16 protein-coding genes, 2 tRNA genes and 2 pseudogenes are annotated in these 15,498 nt (G+C 42.2%); 3 read left to right on the top strand and 17 right to left on the bottom strand.

Annotated features, from left to right (window positions below; all coding sequences use genetic code 11):
* Nucleotides 1–106: 106 nt before the first annotated feature.
* From fusA to rsgA (IYQ92_RS09120), 10 genes and pseudogenes are all read right to left on the bottom strand, one after another.
* Nucleotides 107–2,185 (bottom strand): elongation factor G, encoded by a 2,079-nt coding sequence (gene fusA, locus IYQ92_RS09165; protein WP_195676364.1) that lies wholly within the window; start codon nucleotides 2,183–2,185, stop codon nucleotides 107–109.
* 156 nt (nucleotides 2,186–2,341) lie between these two features.
* Nucleotides 2,342–2,812 carry a 30S ribosomal protein S7 gene (gene rpsG, locus IYQ92_RS09160; RefSeq protein WP_195676363.1) on the bottom strand — a complete coding sequence of 157 codons (471 nt, stop codon included), beginning with the start codon at nucleotides 2,810–2,812 and terminating at the stop codon, nucleotides 2,342–2,344.
* A gap of 21 nt (nucleotides 2,813–2,833) precedes the next feature.
* Nucleotides 2,834–3,247 (bottom strand): 30S ribosomal protein S12, encoded by a 414-nt coding sequence (rpsL, locus tag IYQ92_RS09155; RefSeq protein ID WP_195676362.1) that lies wholly within the window; start codon nucleotides 3,245–3,247, stop codon nucleotides 2,834–2,836.
* 228 nt (nucleotides 3,248–3,475) lie between these two features.
* Nucleotides 3,476–4,288: a pur operon repressor gene (gene purR / locus IYQ92_RS09150; RefSeq protein WP_195676361.1), complete on the bottom strand. Its 813-nt coding sequence runs from the start codon at nucleotides 4,286–4,288 to the stop codon at nucleotides 3,476–3,478.
* Nucleotides 4,289–4,378: 90 nt separating this feature from the next.
* Nucleotides 4,379–5,320 (bottom strand): 3'-5' exoribonuclease YhaM family protein, encoded by a 942-nt coding sequence (locus tag IYQ92_RS09145; RefSeq protein ID WP_195676360.1) that lies wholly within the window; start codon nucleotides 5,318–5,320, stop codon nucleotides 4,379–4,381.
* Nucleotides 5,310–6,584 (bottom strand): DNA recombination protein RmuC, encoded by a 1,275-nt coding sequence (locus tag IYQ92_RS09140; protein ID WP_195676359.1) that lies wholly within the window; start codon nucleotides 6,582–6,584, stop codon nucleotides 5,310–5,312. The genes IYQ92_RS09145 and IYQ92_RS09140 overlap by 11 nt, the downstream gene beginning before the upstream one ends.
* Nucleotide 6,585: 1 nt before the next feature.
* Entirely contained in the window at nucleotides 6,586–7,218 is a 633-nt protein-coding gene (locus tag IYQ92_RS09135) for a thiamine diphosphokinase (RefSeq protein ID WP_195676358.1), read from the bottom strand.
* Complete coding sequence (gene rpe / locus IYQ92_RS09130; RefSeq protein ID WP_195676357.1) at nucleotides 7,211–7,873, bottom strand: ribulose-phosphate 3-epimerase; 663 nt, start codon at nucleotides 7,871–7,873, stop codon at nucleotides 7,211–7,213. Before rpe ends, IYQ92_RS09135 begins: the two co-directional genes overlap by 8 nt.
* 9 nt (nucleotides 7,874–7,882) lie before the next feature.
* Nucleotides 7,883–8,755 carry a ribosome small subunit-dependent GTPase A gene (gene rsgA / locus IYQ92_RS09125; protein WP_195676356.1) on the bottom strand — a complete coding sequence of 291 codons (873 nt, stop codon included), beginning with the start codon at nucleotides 8,753–8,755 and terminating at the stop codon, nucleotides 7,883–7,885.
* A gap of 536 nt (nucleotides 8,756–9,291) precedes the next feature.
* Nucleotides 9,292–9,608: pseudogene (gene rsgA / locus IYQ92_RS09120) on the bottom strand (GTPase RsgA); the annotation flags it as partial.
* 152 nt (nucleotides 9,609–9,760) lie between these two features.
* Between rsgA (IYQ92_RS09120) and IYQ92_RS09115 the strand changes: the two are divergent.
* A tRNA-Leu gene (locus IYQ92_RS09115) sits at nucleotides 9,761–9,843 on the top strand.
* Between the two features lie 11 nt (nucleotides 9,844–9,854).
* A tRNA-Ser gene (locus IYQ92_RS09110) sits at nucleotides 9,855–9,943 on the top strand.
* Nucleotides 9,944–9,997: 54 nt separating this feature from the next.
* On the opposite strand, the gene IYQ92_RS09105 is transcribed toward IYQ92_RS09110, so the two are convergent.
* On the bottom strand, nucleotides 9,998–10,837 hold the full coding sequence (locus tag IYQ92_RS09105) for a putative RNA methyltransferase (protein WP_195676355.1): 840 nt from the start codon (nucleotides 10,835–10,837) through the stop codon (nucleotides 9,998–10,000).
* A 2-nt stretch (nucleotides 10,838–10,839) separates the two neighbouring features.
* Nucleotides 10,840–11,712 (bottom strand): 16S rRNA (adenine(1518)-N(6)/adenine(1519)-N(6))-dimethyltransferase RsmA, encoded by an 873-nt coding sequence (gene rsmA / locus IYQ92_RS09100; RefSeq protein ID WP_195676354.1) that lies wholly within the window; start codon nucleotides 11,710–11,712, stop codon nucleotides 10,840–10,842.
* 182 nt (nucleotides 11,713–11,894) lie between these two features.
* Here rsmA and IYQ92_RS10395 point away from each other — a divergent pair, with 182 nt between their 5' ends.
* A complete protein-coding gene (locus tag IYQ92_RS10395; protein WP_229311371.1) occupies nucleotides 11,895–12,002 on the top strand; it encodes a putative holin-like toxin in 108 nt (35 codons plus the stop codon).
* Between the two features lie 159 nt (nucleotides 12,003–12,161).
* Here IYQ92_RS10395 and IYQ92_RS09095 read toward each other — a convergent pair whose 3' ends face one another.
* The 5 genes and pseudogenes from IYQ92_RS09095 to IYQ92_RS09075 form a co-directional block, all read right to left on the bottom strand.
* Entirely contained in the window at nucleotides 12,162–12,689 is a 528-nt protein-coding gene (locus IYQ92_RS09095; protein ID WP_195676381.1) for a DUF1697 domain-containing protein, read from the bottom strand.
* The gene (rnmV, locus tag IYQ92_RS09090) at nucleotides 12,682–13,251 is read right to left on the bottom strand and encodes a ribonuclease M5 (RefSeq protein WP_195676353.1); all 570 of its coding nucleotides are present in this window, start codon (nucleotides 13,249–13,251) and stop codon (nucleotides 12,682–12,684) included. The genes IYQ92_RS09095 and rnmV overlap by 8 nt, the downstream gene beginning before the upstream one ends.
* Before the next feature lie 180 nt (nucleotides 13,252–13,431).
* On the bottom strand, nucleotides 13,432–14,208 hold the full coding sequence (locus tag IYQ92_RS09085; protein WP_195676352.1) for a TatD family hydrolase: 777 nt from the start codon (nucleotides 14,206–14,208) through the stop codon (nucleotides 13,432–13,434).
* 129 nt (nucleotides 14,209–14,337) lie between these two features.
* Nucleotides 14,338–14,928, bottom strand: coding sequence for a DUF6261 family protein (locus IYQ92_RS09080; RefSeq protein WP_195676351.1), 591 nt, complete (start codon nucleotides 14,926–14,928; stop codon nucleotides 14,338–14,340).
* A gap of 382 nt (nucleotides 14,929–15,310) precedes the next feature.
* Nucleotides 15,311–15,498: pseudogene (locus IYQ92_RS09075) on the bottom strand (IS982 family transposase); the annotation flags it as partial.

Genomic DNA, 15,498 nt, shown 5'->3' with positions numbered 1-15,498 from the left:
TATACTTATTTCCAAAAAATTGCAATATATTTGCAGTTTTTTAAAGTATTTCTGGCTATAAAAAATATGAGTCTGGAAAACCAAACTCATATCTTCTATTTAGTGATTATTCGCCTTTGTTTTTAGCGATGATTTCTTCTTGAACAGATTTTGGAACATCTTCATAGTGGTCAAATACCATCATGAATGTACCACGTCCTTGTGTTGCAGAACGAAGAACTGTTGCGTAACCAAACATTTCAGCAAGTGGAACGAAAGCACGAACGATTTGACTGTTACCGTGAGCTTCCATACCATCAACACGTCCACGACGAGCTGTTACGTGACCCATAACGTCACCAAGGTTTTCTTCTGGAGCTGTAATAGTAACAAGCATCATTGGTTCAAGGATAGCTGGTTGTGCAGTCTTAGCAGCTTCTTTAAGGGCAAGAGATGCAGCAATCTTGAAGGCAGTTTCAGATGAGTCGACATCGTGATATGAACCATCGTAAAGTTTAGCTTTAACGTCAACCATTGGATAGCCTGCAAGGACACCGTTAGCCATAGATTCTTGAAGACCTTTTTCTACCGCTGGAATGAATTCACGTGGAACCACACCACCGACGATAGCATTTTCAAATTCGAATCCTTTACCTTCTTCGTTTGGTGTAAATTCAATCCAAACATCACCGAATTGACCTTTACCACCAGATTGGCGTTTGAAGAATCCACGTGCTTGTGTAGAAGCACGGAATGTTTCACGGTATGATACTTGAGGAGCACCAACGTTAGCTTCAACTTTGAATTCACGTTTCATACGGTCAACAAGGACGTCAAGGTGAAGTTCACCCATACCTGAGATAACTGTTTCACCAGTTTCAACGTTTGTTTCAACGCGGAATGTTGGATCTTCTTCAGCAAGTTTTTGAAGGGCGATACCCATCTTATCTTGATCAGCTTTAGATTTAGGCTCAACCATCAATTGGATAACTGGTTCTGGAACTTCGATTGATTCAAGGATTACTTTAGCTTTTTCATCAGTCAATGAGTCACCAGTTGTAGTGTCTTTCAAACCAACAGCGGCAGCGATGTCACCAGCGTAAACTGTTTCGATTTCTTTACGAGTGTTGGCGTGCATTTGAAGGATACGTCCGATACGTTCACGTTTACCTTTAGAAGTGTTCAATACGTAAGAACCTGAGTTAAGAACACCTGAGTAAACACGGAAGAATGTCAAACGACCTACGAATGGGTCAGTCATAATCTTGAAGGCAAGTGCTGCAAATGGTTCATCATCTGAAGCTGGACGAGTTTCTTCTTCGTCTGTATCTGGGTTAACACCTTTGATAGCAGGGATGTCAAGTGGGCTTGGAAGATAGTCAAGGACTGCATCAAGCATCATTTGAACACCTTTGTTTTTGAAGGCTGAACCACAAAGAACTGGGTAGAATTCTACGTTGATAGTTGCTTTACGGATAGCAGCTTTCAATTCGTCGTTAGTGATTTCTTCACCTTCAAGGTATTTCATCATAAGGTCTTCATCAGTTTCAGCAACTGCTTCAATCAATTTTTCACGGTATTCTTGAGCTTGTTCAAGGTATTCAGCTGGAATATCTTCTTCAAGAATATCTGTACCAAGGTCGTTTGTGTAGATTTCAGCTTTCATAGTGATCAAGTCAATGATACCACGGAAGTCGTCTTCTGCACCGATTGGCAATTGGATTGGGTGAGCATTTGCTTGCAAACGATCGTGAAGAGTAGATACTGAGTAAAGGAAGTCAGCACCAATTTTATCCATCTTGTTAGCAAATACGATACGTGGAACACCGTATTCTGTTGCTTGACGCCAAACTGTTTCAGTTTGAGGTTCTACACCTGATTGAGCATCAAGAACGGTTACAGCACCATCAAGAACGCGGAGTGAACGTTGTACTTCGATTGTGAAGTCCACGTGTCCTGGTGTGTCGATAATGTTAACGCGAGTGTCTTTCCATTGCGCTGTTGTAGCAGCTGAAGTGATTGTGATACCACGTTCTTGTTCTTGTTCCATCCAGTCCATTTGTGAAGCACCTTCGTGTGTTTCACCAATTTTGTGGATTTTACCAGTATAGTAAAGAATACGCTCAGTTGTTGTTGTTTTACCAGCATCGACGTGAGCCATGATACCGATGTTACGAGTTTTTTCAAGTGAAAATTCGCGAGCCATTTGTTTCTCCTATTAATTAATTTTTGTTTACTTCTTATTATAACATTATTTATAAAAAACGGATAGGCAGGACCTACCCGTTTTTTACAACTAATGCTTAGTTATGCTGAGAGAAAGTCCCAGCTATTCGTGATAAGTCTCTTAAAGAGATTATTCTTACCAACGGAAGTGTGCAAAGGCACGGTTAGCTTCAGCCATTTTGTGAGTATCTTCACGTTTCTTAACTGATGCACCAGTGTTGTTTGCAGCATCCATGATTTCTTTTGCAAGACGGTCTTTCATAGTGTGTTCACCACGAGCACGTGATGCATTTACCAACCAACGAAGTCCAAGTGTTGTACGACGTTCTGGACGAACTTCAACTGGGACTTGGTAGTTAGAACCACCGACACGGCGTGCACGTACTTCAAGTACAGGCATGATGTTTTCCATTGCTGTTTCAAATACTTCAAGAGCATCTGTACCAGTTGCTTCTTTGATAGTGTTGAAAGCATCGTAGACGATTGTTGCAGCTGTACCACGTTTACCGTCAAGCATAACACGGTTGATAAGACGTGTTACAAGTTTTGAATTGTACAATGGATCTGGCAATACTTCGCGTTTAGGCGCTTGATTTTTACGACTCATTCTTTCTTATCCCCCTTCTGATTATCCTTTAGGACGTTTAGCACCGTATTTAGAACGGCTTTGTTTACGGTCAGCTACACCTGCAGTATCAAGTGCACCACGAACGATATGGTAACGTACCCCTGGAAGGTCTTTTACACGTCCACCACGGATAAGCACAACGCTGTGTTCTTGTAAGTTGTGTCCGATACCTGGAATGTAAGCAGTAACTTCGATAAGGTTGCTCAAACGTACACGAGCGAATTTACGAAGGGCTGAGTTAGGTTTTTTAGGTGTCATTGTTCCAACACGAGTAGCAACACCACGTTTTTGTGGAGCTGAAACATTTGTTTGAACTTTTTTGTGACTGTTGTAACCAACGTTAAGCGCTGGTGATTTAGATTTTTCTACTTTAGATTTACGTGGTTTACGTACCAACTGGTTAATTGTAGGCATCTACATTCTCCTGTAAAGTTTTTATTTTTGGTTGATAGGACACTTGGTGACAGCTCCTATCTGTGTGTACTTTTGCAACAATTGTCAGCACGTCTCTGTACACTTTTGAGAGACCAAAAGTAAAAAGTACCGTTAATCATAGTAACATCTTTTAGAGAACCTGTCAATGATTTTTTCTCGCTAACAAAAAATACCAATCTTTTCAGAACGGTATTTTCTAGAATCAATTTAATCAAAAATATTGCCAACTTCAACAGTGACTTTGTTGTTTTTGACATCAATTTCTGAGACTTTCAATAGTGACTTGTAAGTCATTTTTTCGCGTTGTTCTTGAGCATTTTCAGCAAAGACAGCGACACCAACTAAGGTGCTATCGAATTCTGTTAAGAGGCTAATCATTCCTGAAATTGTTCCGCCACCTTTTAGGAAGTCATCGACAATAAGAACTCGGCTATTTGGTTTTAGGCTACGTTTTGATAGAAACATTTTTTCAATACGGTCACTTGAACCACTGACATAGTTGACTGAAACGGTAGAACCCTCAGTAATTTTTAAATCACGACGTACGATAACAAATGGGACGTCCAAAATATTCGCGACAGCATTTGCCAAAGGGACACCTTTGGTCGCAACCGTCATAACAGCATCAATCTTTTGGTCTTTAAAGGCATTGGCGATGATACGACCGATATTTTGAAGAGTCTTTGGTGTGCTCAAAATATCTGACAGATAGATATAGCCACCTGGCAAGATGCGGTTGCTTTCTGACAAACTCTGGCGCAAGTCTTCTACGATCGCTCTAGCTTCATCTTCTGAAATACTTGGTGTAAAAATGACTCCGCCACTAGCTCCTGTAACGGTGTCAACTTGTCCGATTCCACTTCCTTCAAAGGCTTTTTTAATGATAGCAATGTCTTCTGAAATTGATGATTTTGCTGCTTCATATTGTGTCGCAAATGTGTTTAAACTTGTCAAAGTATATGGGTTGTTAATCAAATAATTTGAAATGACAACCATACGTTCACTGCGGCGTAATTTCATGACTTTCCCTACTTTCTCCATTCGTTTTTGTCATTATATCATAAAATCCGAAAAAACGAACGATTTTTATTTAAAACGTCCGTTTTATTTTTAATCTAGATCTGGTTTATAAAATGAACGATTGTCCATAGCGAAAATACGGTTAGTCATTTCACCTTGACCAACCCGGCTAAGGGCTGTTGACATCATCATCATATTAGCGTCAATGTTATCAATCATGTGAATGATTTCAGCTTCCATGATACGCGGACGGACTGGGCTTCCGTATTCTAGGAGACCGTGGTGACTGAGGACAACATGGCGAAGAACGATAACTTCTTCCTTGGTATCGTCAATGTTAAGTTCGCCGAGAACTTTGGTGATTTCTTCATCAATCAGTGCAATGTGACCAATCAGATTTCCTCTGACAGTGTACTCGGTATTTTCTGGTCCTGATAATTCAATGACCTTGGCTAAGTCGTGCAACATAATTCCCGCAAATAGGAGGCTCTTGTTTAGCTCTGGGTAAATGTCCCCGATAGCGTCTGCTAAGCGAACCATGGTTGCGGTATGGTAGGCAAGTCCTGATTCAAAAGCATGGTGATTTGTTTTTGCTGCTGGGTAAGTAAAAAATGCCTTGTCGTATTTGCGATAGAGTGCTCTTACGATACGTTGCCAAGTTGCGTTTTCAATTTTGAACATCATCTGTTCCATGTAATCACGAACGTTTGTGATGTCCACAGGGGATTTTTCTTTGAAATCACTCGGATTATTGGGCTCACCCTCACGTGGATTGCGGAGCGTGATTTGGTTGACTTGAGGCATACCGTTGTAAACTTCACGGCGTCCTTTCATATGAACAACCTTCCCAGCGACAAACTCCTCAACATTAAAAGGCTGTGCATCCCAAAGATTACCAGCAATTTCGCCTGTATCATCTTGGAAGGTAAAGGAAATATAATCTTTACCCGCTCGCGTCCGACGGACTTCAGCGCGTTTGATGAGGTAGAATCCGTCAAAGGATTCATCTTTTTTCATTTGGTTAATTTTCATTACTATCCTCTTCTTCTATTAAAGGAATGTTAAGTAGACTTGAGGTTGCTTGATCTTGGTAATCTTCAACAGTATTCAAGGCTCTAATAATCGCATTCGTGCGTGTGGTCAAGAGACTGTCAAGGCTCTTACTTGCTGTGTTTAATTGTTTCTGAGCCTTGGTCAACATGCCTCCAAATTTGCCAAATTCAACTTTGACATTGCCAAGTATCTTACTAATATCATTCGCATTTTTTTGGATGTTTAAAGTCTTGAAACCAACAGACAAGGAATTAAGTAGAGCTGATAGGGTTGATGGCCCTGCGACAACGATATTTTCATCCCTGCGCAAGCTATCAAAGAAAGCAGCATTACGAACCACCTCTGAATAAAGCCCCTCCGTTGGTAAAAACATAATCCCAAAATTAGTCGTTTCTGGTGGGTTGAGATACTTGTTATTAATATCCTTAGCAAATTTGCGGATACTTGCTAGAAGCGACTTACGGTAAAGTTCGATTTGGTCCTTATCGCCATTTTCATAGGCATCTTCTAGGCGGTAATAGTCTTCCAATGGGAATTTGGAGTCAATAGGGAGATAGACATAATCACCCTCACTCGTTCCCGGTAACTTGATAGCGTACTCGACACGTTCTGTTGAGCCTTTAATGGTTGAAAATTCTCGTTCGTACTGGCTCTCCGTCATGATGTCTTCAATAATTTGCCCCAGTTGCAATTCCCCCAGAATACCGCGCGTTTTGGTATTGGAGAGAACCTTATTTAGGGTGCCGACATCTTGTGCCACTGTCTTCATTTCACCCAAACCTTGATTGACAGATTCTAGCTGTTTTGAGACGGTTTCAAAAGAAGCTTGCAAGCGAGTTTGGAGGGTCTGCTCTAGCTTTTCTTCTACCGTCTGACGCATTTGGTCTAGGCGTTTTTCATTGGAATCTTGCATGTCCTTGACCGACTGACTAAGACTGGTTGAAATCAATTCCAAACGCTTATCAGAACGGTCACGGCTTTCAGTCAAGTTCTGATGAAGCTCGCCACGAAGCTCATTAAACTGAGCATAAATATCTGTCTGAAGATGGTTGAGCTGATTGGTCAGGGCGATGATTTGGTCCTTGTTTGCCGTATCCAGTTGATAGGAGATTTGGTCGGATAAGTTGTCTGCGTTATCCTCCAAAGTCTGGGCCAAACTAGCTTTTAGCTCTGCTATTTTTGACAAGAGATAAAGGGAAACTAGGAGACTAGCAACCGCGATGATAAGTAATAGAAAGGTCATGTCAACTCCGATCTTTGCTGTAAATGACGATGAGATAGCCCGAGTCCAGTTCAACCTCGATAGGCTGGTCCAAAAACTCATTACTTGAGTAGATTTTCTTTTGGAAAAAATTGACTGCGCTAAGCTCGTAACGAGCACCAAAAATGGTCAAGGGAGCATCCGATTCAGGCATAAAAGAGACATAGGTCATGCCCTTTTGAGGCAAAATCGTCTGGCGTCCAGCAGGGTAATAATGAATGAGATTAAGTGCATCACGCAGAGCAATCTGTCGCATAGAGGGGGCTAAATCAGGGTCTGATGGCAAAAAAACATTAGACATCATATGGTCAATTCGTCCACCAAAGGCACCAAAAATAGTCACTTGTGCATCTGGATGCTCTTGAAAAATAACTTTGAGAGCCAACTCAGTATCTGTATCATCCTTTTCAGGCTTAGCTTGAATGACTTTAGGACAAGAAGCCTTGATTTGGGCTAGTTCTTGGTTCGAAACGGAATCAAAATCTCCCACCGCCATATCTAAAGGAAGCCCATTTTTTAGTAAAAATAGGCTTCCACGGTCAATACCGATAAAGTAGTCAAAATTTGTCTCATAATAGGAGAGGTCTCCGCCTGCAAAGAGGGCAATCTTAGTCATTGAGGGCTACACGTAAAGTTTGAACTTGAGCTGGAAGGTCACTGGCTTTAAAAAGGTATGACCCTGCCACAAAGACATTAGCGCCAGCTTGTGCAGCTGCTTTAATGGTTGTATTGTCAATACCGCCGTCAACTTCGATATCAAAATCATAGCCAGCTTCTTGACGCATTTTAGTAACTGCTTCAACCTTAGCCATCATTTCTGGGATGAAGGCTTGTCCACCAAAACCAGGGTTAACCGTCATAATCAAAACTTGGTCAACCAAACCGAGGACTGGCACCAATGCTTCAACTGGTGTTCCTGGATTGATAACAACACCAGCTTTCATACCAGCTGCCTTGATTTTTTGAAGGGCGCCGTGGATGTGTTTGGTTGCTTCAACGTGAATGGTCATGATGTCAGCGCCTGCTTGGGCAAAGGCATCAACATAACGTTCAGGCTCAACAACCATCAAATGGCAGTCAAAAACAAGTTTGCTGTGTTTACGCATGCTTGCTACGACATCTGCGCCAAAGCTGATGTTTGGTACAAATTGACCATCCATGATATCGATGTGAACGTACTCAGCGTCGGTTTCTTCGACACGTTTTAGCTCAGTAGCAAAGTTAGCGTAGTCGGCTGCGAGGATTGATGGGGCGATTTTGTGAGTTGACATGAGAGGTACCTACTTTCTTTTAATGACTTTTTTATATGTTTCCCGACGATTTTCAATTTCACTGAGAAATTGAAGGTAGTTATCATAACGGGCTTGCCAGAGGTCACACGTTTTTAGCGCATCTTTGACCGCACAATTGGGTTCGTGAGTGTGCGTACAAGAACGGAACTTGCAAGAGTGGCTGAGGCGGCGAATGTCAGGAAAGGCTTCGTTGAGGTCTTCAGCATTGTCAACCTCGTAGTCTAGCGATGAAAACCCTGGCGTATCAGCAATTTTACCATCGTGAACAGTATAGAGACTGACAGCACGCGTCGTATGGCGACCACGTCCTAGGCTGTCTGAAATTTCACCTGTCTCCAGTTGCAGTTCTGGGGCAATTTTGTTGAGGAGGGTTGATTTTCCGACCCCAGTTTGGCCCATAAAGACCGTTACTTTGTCGGCTAATAGCGCTAGCAATTCTTCTAAAGAATAACAAAAATCATAGCCAATCGCTTGATAGTTCTTGCGAATCTCGTCCATCTCCGTAAAATCATCAAGCAAATCCGTTTTGGAAATATAGATAATCGGCTGGATGTTCTTGTGCTCCAAGAGAACCAAAAAGCGGTCCAAGAGGTTGCCGTTAAAGTCTGGATCCTTGGCTGACATGATGACAACTGCCTGGTCAATATTGACGATTGGCGGACGAACCAGACTGTTTTTGCGCTCTGAAATGGCTAAAATATAGCCTTCTGACTGCTCTTTCGCTGAAAACTCCACCCAATCACCAACGTAGGGCGTCTGACCTTTTTTCCTAAAATTCCCACGTGCACGTGTTTGATAAACTTGTCCATCGGCTTCCACATAGTAAAAACCGGCTAGAGACTTGATAATTCGACCTTGCAAATGTGCTCCTATCTTGTTTAGAATAAGCCTATTATACCAAAAAACTGCCGTTCTCACCACGGCAAAGGCGGAGCTTCTCAAAAAATTCCTTTAGGAAAATAGCAGAGCTAATCATCTTTATCATGTAACTTTAGTTGCAGCAGAATGTAATAAATCACTAGATTCACTACTAAAATCGTTAGCCCAATTACCCAGATTGCAATCACATACTGGGGACCCAATAGTTCTGCCACAGCTGTTAGAAATAGCAAGCTGAGCAAATAAACGGCTGAATAGGGTTCTAGGGTCATATAAATCGTTAAGAGCCTATCACGCCGCCTGTGAATATGCTTCAATAATCGTCTCATGACATCCCTCCCTGTTAGTCTTTTTTGCTAGTATAGCATATTCTGCTAATTTTTAGCGGTAAAAAGTAGGATTCTCAGATATGAAATAGCTTTTCGCTCATATTGACCAAAATCAATCCATCCTGGCTAAATTAAAATCAGCCCACCTTTCGGTGAAACTGATTTTGTTTTATTTTCCAATTAGTAACTTGGCTGGATGTCCTTGTGCTCCAAAAGGACCAAAAAGCGGTCCAAGAGGTTTCCGTTAAAGTCTGGCTCCTTGGCTGACATAATGACAACTGCCTAGTCAATATTGACGATTGGCGGACGAACCAGATTGTTTTTGCGCTCTGAAATGGCTAAAATATAACCTTCTGACTGCTCTTTCGCTGAAAACTCCACCCAATCACCAACGTAGGGCGTCTGATCTTTTTTCCTAAAATTCCCACGCGCACGCGTTTGATAAACTTGTCCATCGGCTTCCACATAGTAAAAATCGGCTAGAGACTTATAATTCGACCTTGCAAATAGACTCCTTTAAACTCATTAGAATAGCCTTATTATATCCAAAAGCCCTAGGCTTCGAAAGCTCTAGGCAGACTTTATATAGAAACTTTATGTCAATTTCAAATACAGACCTTTTCATTTTTTCAAAAAAGAGTATAATAGTTCTTGTTTCGCGGAGGTGGTGGAACGGCAGACACGCATGCTTCAGGCGCATGTGCCCGCGAGGGCGTGAGGGTTCAAATCCCTTTCTCCGCATCGTTTATTTTGGAAAGGTGGCCCAGCTCGGTACGGCACCGGACTCGAAATCCGGCAAGTGGACACTGTTCATGCGCGGGTTCAAATCCCGTCCTTTCCTTAAAAAAATAAGAGTTTGGGAACCTTACGACCCAAACTCTTTTCATTTATCTACCTATTTGTGTTTTCCAATGAGCACCAAGGCACTTACAGTCAACTCTGTAACATCAGTCCAATCAATCAACGAGTCATCGACATTAAAAAGTAAAGGCGTCATCTTAATAAAAGCTTGACGTTCTTTTTCTGAACAAGCATTAGTTGCTGTTACTTCTTCTTGCACCACAAGGTCAAAATGCTCTTTAAAATGGTCAATAATTTTCTGGTTTGAATAGTCTTTCTGATTGAGCTGAGCGCTAGCCTTATCTCGCAGTTCCTTGACGTGCTCTGCTGTTGGAATCACCTTGATGATATAACCACGGTCAGACAAAACTCGCTTGAACTCTCCGTAATTTGCCGGTGAGAAGATATCCAAAATAATATCCGCGCAGCCATTTTGCAAAGGAAGCTTAGCTAAATCCGACACGAACCACTTTCCGCGGTGAGTGCTGTCGCTTTTTGCCGCAATCTGAACTGAATCTTTGGAGATATCAAAAGACAAAATCTCCTTGTCAGTGTTTTGCAAGAGCTGGCGCGAATAGAAACCTTCCCCACAGCCAATATCAAGCAAAGTTTTGGCCTCAGGGTACTGACTGACGGCTTCTTCAACAGCTTTCAGGATGTGGTCGTAAAAACCGTTCTCCAAAATCAACTTGCGATTTTCAAAGGACGCCTTGCTGTAATGGTCGTCAACCTTCTTGCCTCCAAGCAGGTTAACATAACCAAACTTGGACAAGTCGTAGGTGTGATTATTGGCGCACTTAAGGCTGTTGTCAACCTTGTCAAGTGGCTCTTGACAGATGGGACAAGCAAAATAGCTAGCGCTGTTTTCGAAACGTTGGCGTTTGTCGATTGCCATGATTAAATCCCAGCTTTCTTAAGTGCGTCAGCCAATTTGGCAAAGTCTGCAATAGAAAGAGCTTCGCCACGGATGTTTGGTTTAATGTCCGCAATCTCGAGCGCTTTTTCAAGTTTAGCTTTGATTTCCTCTGTTTTACCGAAATGACTGGTCATGTTGTTCCAAAGAGTTTTGCGACGGTGAACGAAGACCATTTTTGATACGCGGAAGAAGAAATCTTCATCTTCAACCTTAACTAAAGGTTGCTCACGGCGGGTCATTTTAAGAATGGCTGAGTCCACATTTGGCGCTGGTACAAAGACCGTGCGAGGCACGATGAAGGCGACTTTCGCCGTCATGTAATACTGCACCGCGATTGACAAGCTACCGTAAGCCTTGGTGTTTGGCTCAGCAGAAATGCGGTCTGCCACTTCTTTTTGCATCATAACGACAAATTCTTGGAAAGGAATTTTGCTCTCAATCAAGTGCATCAAAATCGGCGTTGTGATATAGTAAGGAAGATTTGCCACCACCTTGATTGGAAGGTCTGGATTGACAAATTCCTTGATGCGGGTCTGCAAATCTGACTTGAGGATATCTTCGTTGATAACCTTGACATTGTCAAAATCGCGAAGCGTATCAGCAAGAATAGGAATGAGGCGGTCGTCAATCTCAAAGGCCACGACTTCAGCCGCATTTTCCGCCAAAAATTCTGTCAAAGCCCCAATACCAGGACCAATCTCGATAACATTGACACCCTTGTCAATCTCAGCTGTGTCCACAATCTTCTGCAAAATGTTTGTGTCGGTCAAAAAGTTCTGACCGAATGATTTCTTAAAAGTAAACCCATGGCGCTCAAGCACCGCGCGGGTCACGCTGTAATCTGCAATTCTCATGTTTGTTCTTTCTATGATGTTTTAATTATTATACCACACTTTTTGATCTTCATTTTCATAGGCTTCACCAAGTTTTATCGAATAAATAGGTGTAGGAAAGTGAAGACGGTGGTTCTGAGTTTCTGAAAGGTGGTGGTGCTTATGCAAGTAAGTCCAAAATCTAACGGAAAGGAGGAATAGCTTTGTCAACAGCAGAGGCACTACAAGTCATGACAGATTTTGCTAGTCTGATTATCAGCTTGCTTAATCTCATGGTTGTACTCATTCTGTTTAAAAATGACAAAAAATAACCGTCAGAAGCTTTAATCGGTTCCCTGACGGTTAATCTGTTAAAACCGAACCACCTCTTGGCGGTCCTGCATAGGCGTTGAGTTCTAGCTCAACGCTTTTTTCTATTATCATTCTATGATACAAGCAAAAAAATGTCAACTGAGGACTGCTTTCAATCACTACCACTCACTCAGGCGATTAGTCACACTCAATTTACGCATAGTAGCGCTGATGCCTAGTTTCTTTTCCAGAAAATTGGTGTTGAGCCGCTTTTTCTTGGCATCACGCGGTAAATACAGATAGAGACATTGGTTACCAATGCAAAATGCTTCGTCACCAAAGTCCGTTTGAACTAGTTTTTTCAAAATACCATCATCCAAGTAATCGTTAGTGAAGACCAAGTGCACTCTGGAGTCATCATAACCATCACCAAATGGATTTTCCTGCGCAGCCATTTTCAACTGCTCAGGTCTTTTGATAATGATAGACAAATCCGCACCGATTTTCTCTAAAATAGTGTCGTGTACCATCTTTCGGATAGCTTGGTCAGACAAATCCGTTTCTAAAATGACGTTCCCACTTTGAATATAAGTTTCAACATTTTTAAAACCCGTCTCAGTCAATATCTCAGCAAGATAGGACATCTTAGGAATACGATTTTGACCAGTTGGCGTTACACCTCGGAGAAGAATAATCTTTTTAGGTATCATATCTCCCCATCACATCTTCCAACTCCGCCAAACTCACCCCAAACAATTCCAAGCGTTTAAGTAGCTGCTTCCCATTACAGTACCCAATGCGGAGTTCTTCTCCCAAATACTCCCGACGTTTACGGCTATCAGCTCCCATAAGCAAGCCAAAACGTACTAAGTCAGCTCTGCTAATGTCAAAATCATTCTGGTCGTCGTAGTGTCCCATGACACCACTAAGTGCTTTTTGCAGGTCTTCAAAGTTTGCATGCTCAACACCAAGTGAACGGCCTTTGGTTTTTGATTTTGGCACAGCTTCATCTCTGTTGAGGAAGGCGTGTTTAGCAGTCGGAACAGCCTCCATGATAATTTTGCGGATGCGTTCGCCGTTGTAGTCTGGGTCGGTGAAAACAATAACGCCACGCAGGTCGTTAAGTTTTTCGATACGTTCTAGGTCTTCGTCTGTGATAGCAGATCCTCGTGTTTCGTAGGTATCCACATCATAGAAACGACGCAAATTTGCGGTGTCGTCTTTTCCTTCAACAACGACAACTTCTTGAATTTTAATTTTATTTTCCATAGTTTTTCTTTGCGAATACCTTAGGTGGTTAGGGACGTCAGCGACCGCCTTCGGCGTTCCATGACTAAACATAGAGCCTAAGTTCTCTATGTTTCCCAGTAAGATAACCATTTTGGTCATCTTACTAAAACCACGGCGGTATCCTCCATTAGTGGCGACCTTCGGTCTCTCTTCCTCATCTTAATCTTCTAATCCAAAAATCCTCATAGCATTTTGATAAGTAGCGTCAGCTACTTCCTCCACGGTCAGGCCGCGCAGCTCTGCGATTTTGTCAACGACATAGCGGGTGTAGGCGGTTTTGTTTTCGCGACCACGTTTTGGTACGGGCGCAAGGTATGGGGCGTCGGTTTCGACTAGGATTTTATCTAGGGGCAAATGCTGCGCTGCTTCTTGGACATCAAGGGCTTTTTTGAAGGTCACAACACCTGAGAAAGAAATCATCATGCCCAGGTCAACGAATTTCTGTGCGTCGGCCAGACTTCCGGAGAAGGAATGCATGATGCCACCTCGTGGTCCAACACCAGCTTCTTTGATGATTTGGTAGGTATCGTCAAGAGCTTCACGGGTGTGGACAACAAAAGGCAGGTCATGGTCTTTAGACAGTTGAATTTGACGTTTGAAGACTTCAAATTGCACTTCTTTGGGGTCTTCCATCCAGTGGTAGTCCAGTCCGATTTCACCGAGGGCGATAACTTTTGGATTTGACAGGTTCTTGACAATCATGTCTTCGATGTCTTGGTTATAAGAGCCAGCCTCTGTCGGATGCCAGCCGATAGTAGAGTAGAGCTCTGGGAACTGAGCAGACAGTTTTAGGCTTTGCTCTATTGTCGGCTGGTCAAAGCCGACGATATTCATCTTAGTCACGCCAAGCTCACGCGCTAAGTCAATCTCTTCCTGCTCTTTACCTTCAAAATTCTCCACATTGAGGTGGGTGTGAGTATCAAAAATTTGTAACATTTTTTCCGTAACTTTCTAATTTTTCCTAACTATTATACCATATTCAAAACGGTTGACAGCGACTCTTATGATAAGAAAGCCCTAATCTTCCTGCTACTCTGTCGCCACTTGCTTGGCCTTACGTTTTTTTCAGGCTTCTCTACGGCGAAGGTAGTCAATAGAGGACTGGCGTTGCCGATTGAGGGCATCAAATAGCTTGCCGTAGTTAGAGTCTGGTCTGTGGTCAGCGCGCAGGCAGACATAATCACAAAAATCATGGTGGCTCTCACAAATGTCACGGCGGACTTCTGGCAGATTGATTTTGATTAACTCCTCCTTGTCCTCGTAACGCTGACTATATAGGTCATCAAACCTGTTTTGAGCAAGCTCCAATTGCGCTACAAAAGCTGTTAACCCCAAGGTCTCTAAGGCTTCTTCCAAAGTAGGCTGGTGCAGACGTGCCACAAGCAATTGCAACTTACCCGTCTTTTTGAAATAGCCGATATTAGTCACCAAACGCAAAGGTTGGACTTCATCATGTAGGCGCTGGTAGGCTTTCTGCTCCTCAGCACTCCTACTTGACTGATAAAGCTTGATTCCCGCCCGCAAACGACGAAATGCTAGGTCACGTTCCTCATCTGCCTGCGCAAGAAGAGGCGTCACCGACAGTTTTCGACCTTGGTCATTCTTTTGGGAAAATAGCAGAGCCTTAGACAAGATGTTTTCAGCCTGAAAAGCCAAAAAATCATCCTCAACTCAGTTCATTTCATGCTTCCGTAAGGCATCTTCAAGGCTACTCAGGAAAGTAAGGAAATCTTTTTGCCGTAAATTTGATAATTTGAGGTAATCCAATTTCTTTTTAACCACACTAGCCTCCATTTCTCTATCAGTTTTTAAAATTCAATAAAATATCAACATAATTTTATATCAATTATCAATAAAATAGGTAATTGATTACTTAAAATCATATCATACCTTCAATCATAAGAGCAATAGTTTCAGATTTTTTGATTAAGCATATCGATATATAAATCCAATCTGATATGTAAACTTCATCACTGATGATTTTAGTGTATCAATAATTATATAAAACTCATCAATGATTTATTCGATACTCGTGGTGCTAGTTAATTTCAAAATATCTCAGATTATAGGCTAGTACGATTTGCTCTATCCTCAATTGCAATCCTGTTTTTCCTCTAGCTAGTGTTTGTTCCATATCGAAAAGCGTACAAAGTTCTGAAAAACGTGTCTCAATAGTCCTTCTCATAGCCATCAGTTTCCAATGATTATGTTGCTTAGCCCCTGCCA

The organism is Streptococcus sp. HF-1907 (genome assembly GCF_015594605.1).
Classification (GTDB): domain Bacteria; phylum Bacillota; class Bacilli; order Lactobacillales; family Streptococcaceae; genus Streptococcus.
Note: the sequence above shows the minus strand (reverse complement) of the source record. Positions and strands in the feature narration are given on the sequence as shown.